We start from the raw sequence: 9,715 nt of genomic DNA on the forward strand, positions 1-9,715 counted from the left end.
CTCGGCGTCCTCGACCTGGGCGTAGCTGATGATGATCACCTTATCGCCGGGGTGGACGAGGTGCGCGGCCGCACCGTTGATCCCGATGACGCCGCTGCCGCGCTCACCCTCGATCGTGTACGTCTCCAGCCGGGCGCCGTTGGTGACGTCGACGATGTGAACGAGCTCGCCGGGCAGCAGATCGGCGGCATCGAGAAGGTCCGCGTCGATGGTGACGGACCCGACGTAGTGCAGGTCGGCTTGGGTCACCGTGGCACGGTGAATCTTGGACTTGAACATGGTACGGAGCATGATCAAATATCCATTCATGCAGGTAGGACGCATGGTGGCCCTAGAGGGGTCAGTAAGAGGTCAGCATGAGTCCCCGGGTCAGCCTCGGGGCTCCTGCAGAAAGAGTCCCATGGCAGGTGAGACCCTCGCACACGGGAACACACTGTTCCGCGCCTCAAACAATCGTTCCGCCGGGCTCCGCCGGGCTCCATGAACGGCAGCGCGGCCGACCCTCAGCAGTATCGGCCGGAAGCAGTCGGCCGACGTTCCCCATTGCGCCCCTGGCCCGCTGGGCCCTGTTCTAGCGGCACGGGGCCGCTCAAGGGCACTGCCACCGCGATCAGACTGCTTCTGCCTCCTCGGCGGGAAGGTAGTGGCGGCCCAGATTCTCCCGCTCGGCCTCGCTGTAGGCACGAGCACATCGGACGTCGTCATCCAGCACGCACGTGAGTTCCGCCCAGGGTCTGGCCCCGACGCTCCAGCGACCCGGCTTTCCCTCCGCCCGTCCGGCCGCCGAACGGGACAGAGGAGCCCAGTCACACCAGGGTCAGCTGTTGGCGGGGGCGGGCAGTCGGTACGCGTCGAGGTCTACAGGGCCGGGAAGGTTGGAGGCGGGGCGAGCGGGTGCGGACGCCGCGCTGGGCATGGGAGGCTGCGGGGCCGGAGCGGAAACCTCCTTGAAGGAGATTCCCGGGGGGACGTCGATCGGGCGGGTCCTGCCGGATTTGCTCAGCGGCCTGTCCCGGCCAGGGCAGACCGTCGCGGCACGAGGCAGCGGTCCTGGGCTCGTCAGCGTCGCTCCGTTAGCCACAAAGCAGTTGCCGCCCGTGCGGCGGGCCTCCAGGACCAGGGCCGTTTCACGAAGGCCGATGGCGTTTCCGGTGACGCGGTTGGCCTTGACCGGATACCCCTGGACGTCGCTGAGGACGAACGCCGCGGCCTTGTGGCCCTCGACGCGGTTGCGTTCGAAACGGTTGCGGGTGCCCCCGCCCACTCCGACGCCGATCCCGTACCCGCCCTCGGCCTGTTCGGGGCTGCGGTCGTCGTTGTTGTCCGTGATGGTGTTGCCCACGACGACAGCCTCGTGCTGCGGGCCGAGCGCCTCCAGGTTGTTGGAGTTGACCGTCAGACCCACGCGATTGCGCCGCATCACGTTGCCGAGGAAGTACAAGTCGCGTGAGGCGTTGGTGACTTCGATGCCAATGGCATTGTGTTCCAGCGTGTTCTTGCGCACCACCGTGTCGCACGGGTCGCACTGGCCGACGTAGATCCCGGAGTCGGACTGTCCCGAGGCATAGGAATTCTCGATGACTCCGCTGCGGGCGTCGAAGGCGTAGATTCCGTACAGCGCATTGTTGTACGCGGTGACGTACGAGGCCCGAAACCCACGCAGGGGCGGGAACTTGACGGTGTCCAGCGGGTCGTAGCCGGCGCCGCCCGCGCCGGAGCCCTGAAGCCGCTTGTCGGTGACGCCGGTGAACAGAATGCCGTTGGCGAGGTGGTTGCGCACCGTCAGGTTCTCCACCACCGAGGACTTGCCCGTCACGGTGATGCCGTTGGCCCGCTTGAACTCCCCATCGATGACAGTCCGCGACCGGTCGACGCCGCGCACCGTCACACCTGGCCGCCGCACTGCCACGGCCTCCCGATAAACCCCCGAAGAGACCAGCACCATGTCACCCGATCGTGCGACATCTACTGCGTCTTGGATGGACGTGTACTGCCCCGGTACGCGCAGCACCGCTGGAGGCCCGCTCGGTCCTGGCCGGTCGTCGGAGCCCGAGAAGCCGCAGCCGGACAGGAATGCACACACCGCCCCGGCAAGCACGGCCGCGCTCACGCGGGCAGACCAGCACCGACAGGACGAAAAGAGACGGCATTTGATGACAAGTGACTTCATGTCTCAAGGTGTACCGTCGGGCCTGCCTGTCCGGCCCACGATGGCGCGCACTCTGTGAGGAGTACCGGTGACCTCTCCGCTGCCCCTGCCCCGCCGCTCTGTGCTGGCGGGCACGACCGCAGCCCTGGCCGGAGCGAACGGCTGCGCACCGCGCCCGTCCGGCCGCGACGACGAGCGTCCGCAGCACCGGGTGCAGGAAGGTGTCTCTGAAGTACAGCCCCGACACGTACTGGTGACTGCCTTCGACGCACGGGCCACTGGCAAGCGGCGAGAGCTCGCGACCGGAGTGCGGCGCGTGCTGGCCGAGTGGTCCAGGCACCCGTCACGACGGGTGACGCTCACCGTTGCCGCCGGACCGGACCTCTACCACAAGCTGGGCCTTCCCACGCCGGAGGCCCTCCGTCATCTGCCCGCCTTTCCCGGGGACCGCCTTGAGGCGCGCCGCAGCGGAGGCGATCTCCTGGTCCAACTGTGCGCGGACGACCCGCTCATCTGCCGACGGGCCGCGACCCGGCTGACCGCTCAGGCACACGACACCCTCGGCCTCCGCTGGCGCCAGAGCGGATTCCTGCAGCCGCACGCCCCCCACGAAACCCCGCGCAACCTCTTCGGCTTCAAGGACGGCACGGAGAACCCTCCGCAGCGGGAACTCGCGCGCTGGGTATGGGACGACGAGGGCGGAACCTACCTCGTCTTCCGCCGCATCCGCATGGACGTCGATCGTTTCACCGCACTGCCCACGGACAGACAGGAGCACGTGATCGGCCGCCACCGCGCCAGCGGCGCGCCGCTGGGATCCCGAACGGAACACGATGCCGTCGACCTGTACGCCAAGACCCCCCGTGGCCGCTACGTGATTCCCGCCGATGCCCACGTGCGACTGGCTCACTCCCGGCTCGACGGCGGTGCCCGGATGCTCCGGCGCGGCTATTCCTACGACGACGGCCGCGATGACAAGGGTCTGCTGTTCCTCGCGTACATGCGGGATCCGCAGCTCTTCATCCGGGTCCAGCAACGGCTGGCGGGCCAGGACGCCATGAGCGCCTTCACCGAGCACCGTGCGTCGGCCGTCGGCTACGTCCTGCCCGCTCCCGGGCCGGGGCGGCACCTGGGCGACCTGCTGGCCTGACCCGGGCCTTGGAACGATGTGGCTGCTCCGGCCAGATCTGTGCGGCTGAGGAAAGGACTGCGCATTGGCCAGGGAGTCACAGTCGTGGCTGCAGGGGAAGCTGTGCAGGATGCGCGGCCTTGAGGCCGACCCTGATCCGGCGCTGCCGCCGCCCGACGACCCCTGGAACCCCGACACGGCATTCGTCATCGCCCTCGCGCTGATGATCGGTGAGGCTCTGATCGCCAACGGTGCGTCCGCCGAGGAAACGGCCGCGGGGATGATGACGACGGCGGAGTCGTTCGGGCTCCACTGGAGCGAACCGAACGTGACGATGTGGGTGGTGTCCCTGTCCGGCCGGATGCCTGGGGACGCCCGGCCGTTGGTGGAACAGCGGGTGATCCGCCGAAGGACCACCGACTTCACGGCGCTTGAGCAGACCCATCGGCTCGTCGAAGAGATCAGCCGGCGCACGATGCCCGCGGCCGAGGCGCGGGAGCGCGCGATCGCGCTGAGCCCGCCGCCGGAAGGCGCGGTCCAGCGGGGCCGGGCCGCCCGGTGGGGCCTTGCCGCAGGGCAGAGCGGGGCCGTCGCCGCGTCGGGAAGCTTGGTCGCGGGCGGCGACCTGCTGGTCGTCGTCCCTTCCTTCATCGCCGCCACGCTCGCCGGATACCTCACCGGCGTCCTGTCCGCGCTGGGCGTCCTGCCCTTCTACCGCTTCGCGCTGGCCGCCATGCCCGCCGCGGTCTTCGCCTATCTGGCCGAACTCCTCGGTCATGGCGAGATCAGCCCGGCCATCATCGTCGGTGGTGTGCTGTCGCTGCTGCCCACCCTCACCATGGTGGGCGCCGTGCAGGATGCGCTCACCGGTCACTACCTGACCGCGTATGCCCGGGTGATGGACGCGGCGCTGGTGTTCGTCGCGATCGTCGCCGGAATCGGAGTGGTCCTCGTCGTCGCGACCAAGAACGGGCAGGACCTGCCGCTCCTTTCACATGCCACGACGATCGAGTACTTCTCCTGGCGTTTCGCGGGTGCTGCCGCCTTCGCCGTGGCGATCGCTTCCCGGATGCGCGTGCCGCCCCGGCAGTGGCCGGCCGTGATGGTGCTCGGGGCGGGCGGCGTCATGGTGTACATCGTGCTGCGCGACGTGGGCTACTCACGCATGCTGACCACCGGTGTCGTCGCGGTGGGCATCAGCTTGGCGGGACGCCTTGTCGCTCGGCGTACGGGATCGTCGGCTCTGCCCCTGGTCATTCCTGCCGTCACGCCGCTGCTGCCGGGCAGCGTCCTCTACCGCGCACTGAGTGAACTCGCGGTCAGGGACTCGGACCACGGCGTCACGCACCTGGTGCAGGCCATCGCTTTGATGGTCGTACTGGCGACAGGAGTCAGCTTCGGGAACGAAGCGGCCTACTTCTTCCGGCAGTTGCGCCGCCGCTGGGCCAGGACGTGACGCCCGCTTGATCCATCGGCCACCCGACCTGGCCTTTCCCTCTACGTCCTCCAGATGGCTGTGCGGCGTATTCCGTACTGACCATTCTCGGGCGAGCCTTGTGTTGTTTGCCCAGATATGTCGTCAACTTTGGAGGTGTTTTCGGCAATTTGAGACGCAGAAAGGACAACCGTGGAACAACTCATCAGGCGGCGGGCGCTGCATGGCATGACCATGCTGCTCACTGCGGCCACCGCCAGCGCCGGGCTGCCGGCCTTCGCGGCGGACCCTGTGGCCCGCGACGCGGGTGACGGCTCCGTAAAGGTCCGTGTCGTTCGCGCCGTGGACGCCAACGGCGAGTGGGACCGGGCGTTGGAGCCGGGGATGTCCGGGGTCGAGGTGGTCCTCACCGACGCCGAGGGCCGCAGCATCAAGGGCAAGACGGGGGCCAACGGCGTCGTCAATCTCGCTCCGGGCACCAAGCTGCGCGGCGGGAAGTACCGCGTCGAGGCGAAGAACCCCAAGCCGGGCGTGCTCTTCGCGGGCTTTGCCCAGCCCAAGGACGACCTGAGTGACCCGAACATCATGTCGTCGAACACAGAGTTCGTGAACCTCAAGGGGGGCAAGGACGTCGAGTTCACGACGTCCTTCTGGAACCCGGGCGACTACTGCCAGAAGAACGCGGAGCTGGTCACGGCCTGCATCGGCAAGGACATCGAGGGATTCGAGGATCCCGATGACACGCGGACGCTGGTCGGCTTTCCCTACAACGCCCGCGGTGTCGACGACCAGACGACGAACCTGTCGGACAAGGCCACTACGGGCGCGCTCTACGGCATCGGCTGGAGCAAGCAGAAGAAGTGGATCTTCTCCGGGGCGATGGCCCGGCGCGCCGCCAAGTACGGCCCCGGAGGCCCCGGCGCCATCTACCTGACCGACCGCGAGTCCCAGCAGACCTCGCTGTTCACGAAGGTCCCCAACGTCGGCAACACCCCGCACGACATGTCCCAGCCCGACATGGACGTCGCCTTCGGCAAGGCGGTGGCCAAGGAGTCGCTCGGTGACGTCGAGGTGACCGAGGACGGCAAGGACCTCTTCGTCGTCAACCTGAACGACCGCAAGCTGTACCGGTACGACGCCACCAAGAAGACCGCGAGCAAGCCGAAGGCGTCGTACAAGATTCCGAACCCGGGCTGTGCGGCGGCCGGTGACTGGCGTCCGTACGGTCTCGGTGTGCAGGACGGCAAGGTCTACGTGGGCGGTGTCTGCTCGGCCGAGTCGAGCCAGAAGAAGTCCGACATGCGGGCCGTCGTCCAGACGTTCAGCCCCAAGAGCGGCACGTTCACCGGCACGGTCATGGACGAGAAGCTCGACTTCCCGCGTGGCATCGCCGACACCCTCGGCGGCAACTGCAAGGGCGCGGGCTGGTTCCCGTGGGCGGACGGGTGGCGCGACGAGCAGGACGGCGGGACCTGCGGCCGGCGGCACGCCTACCCGCAGCCGATCCTCGGCGACATCGTCGTGGACACCGACGGCGACCTGATCCTCGGCTTCCGCGACCGCTACGGCGACCAGACGGGACACGACCTGCGGGGCAAGCCGGGAGGCGGCCTGGTCGAGCCGTCCACAGGCGGTGACCTGAACCGGGCGTGCAAGAAGGGCGGCAAGTTCTACCTCGACGGCAACGGCGGCTGCCCGAACCGGGCCACGCCCGCCAACAGCGGCGGCCAGCCCGCGGACGTGAAGGAGTACTACCCGGGCGACCACCGGGCCTCCGCGATCCACAAGGAGTCGGCGTTCTCCGGCATCGCGCTGTCCAAGGTCGAGGACACCATCGCGACCTCCGGCATCGACGTGAACGACGAGGTCTTCGTCAGCGGCACAATGTTCGTCAACCGCTTCGACGGGAACCGGGCCGACGGCCTGGGCAACCGCCTCACCAACACCTTCGGCAAGGGCGGCGCCATGGCCGACCTCGAAGTGCTGTGTGACGAGGCACCGTTCCAGATCGGCAACCGTGTCTGGTACGACAACGGCAAGCGGATGAAGAACGGCATCCAGGACCCGGACGAGAAGCCGGTCGTGGGCGCCACGGTCAACCTGTACGACGCCCAGAAGAAGAAGATCGGCACGGCCAAGACCAACAAGCGGGGCGAGTACTACTTCGACTCGACGCTGGTCAAGAACGTCGCCGAGGAGGACTGGAAGTACGGCCGCAAGTACTTCGTCCGCATGGACCACGCGGCGGACTACGCCAAGGGCGGCGTCCTGTACGGCTACAAGCCCGCGCAGTTCGGCAACGGCGGGAACATGGCCGTCGACTCCAACGGCAAGCCCTATGGCAACGGCTTCTCCGCGGCCGACGTCAAGATCGACGGCGCCGGGGAGAACGACCACGATGTGGACTTCGGCTTCCACAAGCCGACCAACATCATCCTGACCAAGGTCAGCGCGCAGGACCGCAAGCCTGTGATGGGTGCGGTGTTCCAGCTGTGGAAGGAGACCAACGGCACCAAGGGGCTCCAGCGCAAGGGCAAGGCCGACAAGCGCCTGGGCGAGTGCGCAACCGACGCCAAGGGCAAGTGCACCTTCCCGAAGATCATGATCGGCAGCTACTACCTGGTCGAGACCGCCACCCCCGAGGGCTTCATCAAGCCCGTGGGCAGGGCGGCCGTCACCGGGCCGCTGAAGGTCACCGAGAAGAACTGTGAGTTCAACCCGCTCCGGGTGACGCTCAAGAACAAGCCCGAGAAGCCGATCAAGAAGAAGTAGACCGGCGCTCGACTTGGACTGACCGCGGCAGCCCGCCCACCGCCGCACGGCCGTGGGCGGGCTGCCGCCTCCATTTTCAACGTACTTCTTGCCCACGGATGTCGCATGGATCATGCACGGAAGGCGGACCTATGCCCCTCTCGAATCCCCGGCGCCGGCTGAGCCGCCGCACCCTGATCGCCTGTTCGTCCCTGGCCGTCGCCGGAGCGGCTCTCGCTGTCGGCGTCACCGTGCAGGACCCGGACGCCGATCCCGAGCGTGCCCTGACGGGCGCTGAGGCCCAGCGCTTCGCCATGGCCCGGATGAGCATGTACGAGGCCAGCCCCGCCGAGCTGCGGATCACCGTCCCGCAGGACGAGAAGAAGGCAATGGTCATCCACGGCCTCATCGACTATCGCGTCCACCGTGCCGTGGGAAGCTACCGCGTCACGGACCGGCCTTCGCGAGGTGCCTCGGGAATGCTGGCCTGGGACATGGGCGGCCTGGGTGTCGCTCCCGACCAGTCGAAGCGTGGTGCGGATGTGTGGAAGGCCGACGTCCGGGGCCTCACCAAGACCGCCTCGGGCATGCGCGCGCCCCGGTGGTCGCCCCGGGCCTACAGCACCGACCCGCTCGACATCGCCCTGCGCATGACGCACATGCTGGGCTCGAACCGTCCCGACAACGCCCAGCTCCTCGCCCAGTCAGGGCCCCGCTGGCTGGGCCGGGAATCGATCGATGGCACGCGGTACGACATCATGTCCGGGCCGCGCCCCTCCGTGAAGGAGAAACCCGCGGTGCGCCGCACCCGTTCCCCGCTTCGGTACTGGATCGGTCCGGCGGGCGAGCTGCGCCGGGTCGAGGCGACCGTGCGAGGTCTGCCCGGCCCCGTGCGCATCGAGGTGGTGGCGGGCAAGGCCGGCTCCACGGTGCCGGACGCTCCGTGGGGCAGCCCCGCCCGCCGCGCCTGAGGCCGCGGCTACCAGGCCACCGGCTCCCCCGGGGCCCCGGCCCCGTCCACGTAGCCCCACTTGGTGGTCGCGATCAGCTCGTCGTCGGTGGCGGCGACACGCGGGCCGGTGCCCGGCTTACGGCCGAAGACGTAGACACGGTTGCCCTTGCCGACCTTCTTCCACAGCCAGGAGGCGTCACTGAGACGCAAGTTCACACAGCCGTGCGAGCCGCCGCCGTCGTAGATGTCGCCGTAGGTGCCGTGCAGCGCCTGTCCGCCACTGAAGTACTGCGAGTAGGGCATCCGGGCGTTGTTGAAGACACGGGAGCGATCGTGCCTGACGCGCCGGAAGATGCGGTGCATGCCGCCGCGCGTCTCCACACCGCGCGCCCCGGTGCGGACCGGGGAAGGCTTCATGACCAGCTTGCCCCTGGCGCCTTGCTGCACCCACAGAAGCTGCCGGGTACGGTCCACACAGACCACCCGGTAGGAACGCTGGGGGCAGCGGCGGCCCTTGTTCGGCGCCTTGCCGGCCTTCACGATCAGCAGCATGCGATACGTGCGCAGATCGGCCTTACCGGTGGCCGGCTTGATGCGGTGGCGCTGCTGGAAGTCACGGATGGCCCGGCAGTCCGCCTCGGACTGAACGCCGTCCTGCTTCAACCGCAGATGCTTCTCCAACTGCCACTGGTACGGCCCGGTGCCGGCCCGGCACCGGGCCGGGGCCTGTGCGGTTGCCGCTTCCGCGGGAAGGAACGTCACGCCGACGGCGAGCACCAGACCGACCACGGCAACAGCGCACGCCGAACGCCGCCAGGGCCGTGAGCCCTCCATCCCGCGCCCGCCGTCATCAGCGGTGTCCACCTGTCTGTCCATGAAGCGATGATGCAGTGCCGCGGCCCCGGGTGCAGCGGACCGTAGGCCGATCAGGAACCCGCACGCTCCCACCCCTTCCCCGTGGGGCGTCCGGGAGCTGACCCGGTGACGAGGTCGATGGCGAAGGCTGGGGGTGCCCATTGATGAGGTAGCCGGTCAGGAGGTACGACGACGCAATCGCCGACCGAGCCGCCGTCGACGGCGAATCCGAGGCCCGCGGAGGTCGTCACGGCCTGCACTCCGAGTCTTCCGGGGGGGAGCAGGCCGCAGTCAGTTCCGCTCCGGCTCTCCGCGCCGCCAGCGCGGCATCCGCTGGGAGTACGGTCCGCCCGGTGCCGCCGCTTCTCGGTACAACCGGCGACCGCCCGACAGCAGGAGCCCGACAGCAGGAGGTCGAGGGCCGTTCGGGTGTATCGCGCAGCG

The 9,715-nt window shown here is 68.5% G+C and carries 7 protein-coding genes; 4 read left to right on the forward strand and 3 right to left on the reverse strand.

Features of this window, described 5'->3' with window-relative positions; genetic code table 11:
* Window positions 1–291: aspartate 1-decarboxylase (gene panD / locus AOK03_RS31490; protein WP_055568784.1), on the reverse strand; the 291-nt coding region annotated here is incomplete at its 3' end.
* A gap of 526 nt (window positions 292–817) precedes the next feature.
* Window positions 818–1,945: a right-handed parallel beta-helix repeat-containing protein gene (locus tag AOK03_RS31495; protein ID WP_244177823.1), complete on the reverse strand. Its 1,128-nt coding sequence runs from the start codon at window positions 1,943–1,945 to the stop codon at window positions 818–820.
* A gap of 292 nt (window positions 1,946–2,237) precedes the next feature.
* Between AOK03_RS31495 and AOK03_RS31500 the strand changes: the two genes are divergently transcribed.
* The 4 genes from AOK03_RS31500 (at window position 2,238) to AOK03_RS31515 (ending at window position 8,435) form a co-directional block, all read left to right on the forward strand.
* Window positions 2,238–3,299, forward strand: a complete 1,062-nt coding sequence (locus tag AOK03_RS31500; protein ID WP_208609633.1) for a Dyp-type peroxidase — start codon at window positions 2,238–2,240, stop codon at window positions 3,297–3,299.
* A gap of 64 nt (window positions 3,300–3,363) precedes the next feature.
* A complete protein-coding gene (locus AOK03_RS31505; protein ID WP_157869127.1) occupies window positions 3,364–4,734 on the forward strand; it encodes a threonine/serine exporter family protein in 1,371 nt (456 codons plus the stop codon).
* A 171-nt stretch (window positions 4,735–4,905) separates the two neighbouring features.
* Complete coding sequence (locus AOK03_RS31510; RefSeq protein ID WP_157869128.1) at window positions 4,906–7,485, forward strand: SdrD B-like domain-containing protein; 2,580 nt, start codon at window positions 4,906–4,908, stop codon at window positions 7,483–7,485.
* 131 nt (window positions 7,486–7,616) lie between these two features.
* Window positions 7,617–8,435: a hypothetical protein gene (locus AOK03_RS31515; RefSeq protein WP_055568783.1), complete on the forward strand. Its 819-nt coding sequence runs from the start codon at window positions 7,617–7,619 to the stop codon at window positions 8,433–8,435.
* An 8-nt stretch (window positions 8,436–8,443) separates the two neighbouring features.
* Here the strand turns inward: AOK03_RS31515 and AOK03_RS31520 are convergent, their stop codons facing one another.
* Window positions 8,444–9,292 carry a L,D-transpeptidase family protein gene (locus tag AOK03_RS31520; protein WP_244177824.1) on the reverse strand — a complete coding sequence of 283 codons (849 nt, stop codon included), beginning with the start codon at window positions 9,290–9,292 and terminating at the stop codon, window positions 8,444–8,446.
* Window positions 9,293–9,715: the final 423 nt, after the last annotated feature.

The organism is Streptomyces atriruber (assembly GCF_001418325.1).
GTDB lineage: Bacteria > Actinomycetota > Actinomycetes > Streptomycetales > Streptomycetaceae > Streptomyces > Streptomyces atriruber.